The following is a 446-nucleotide window of genomic DNA, read 5'->3' as shown; positions in this document are numbered from 1 at the left end:
AGACCGTACCAACGCCGCTTGCACATAGGAAAACTGTGAGAGCAATTTTCCACACTGAGCTCGCCATGACGTGCCGCAAGCTGTTGGACGACCATGCCTTGCCCTTGCCGTCAATTCCCGCCTTCATATGAGAAAGTTGCTCGAGGGTGCATCGCAGCCGAGGTCTGGTTGGATCGGAGATATCGAGCTTCTCCCAGGGAATGCGGTACAGGCAGTCGCGGTGGCGCAAGCCAAACAAGTCCAGCATCGCGACGCCAATTGCCGAGGCAGAGAGGCGCTCGAAAGCAGCGAAAATGCCGACGTGGAATTCGGTTACGACGAGATCGTCACCATCACGCTCGGCGCGTATCTCCTCAATGTGACCGACGCTTTTGCCGCGCAGCGATAGCACCCTTCGACCGGCAAGATGTTCGAGGTTGACGGAGGCCATGGTCAAGCTCCTGGAA

1 protein-coding gene is annotated in these 446 nt (G+C 57.6%); it reads right to left on the bottom strand.

The annotated features are described in order from the left end of the window. A partial coding sequence (locus EOA24_RS40800; RefSeq protein WP_245502014.1) for a hypothetical protein occupies window positions 1-430 on the bottom strand: 430 nt, incomplete at its 3' end. Window positions 431-446 lie beyond the last annotated feature (16 nt).

It is taken from the genome of Mesorhizobium sp. M2A.F.Ca.ET.039.01.1.1, assembly GCF_003998035.1.
Lineage (GTDB): Bacteria > Pseudomonadota > Alphaproteobacteria > Rhizobiales > Rhizobiaceae > Mesorhizobium.
The sequence above is the reverse complement of the archived record's forward strand: the minus strand, read 5'-3'. Positions and strand labels throughout refer to the sequence as shown.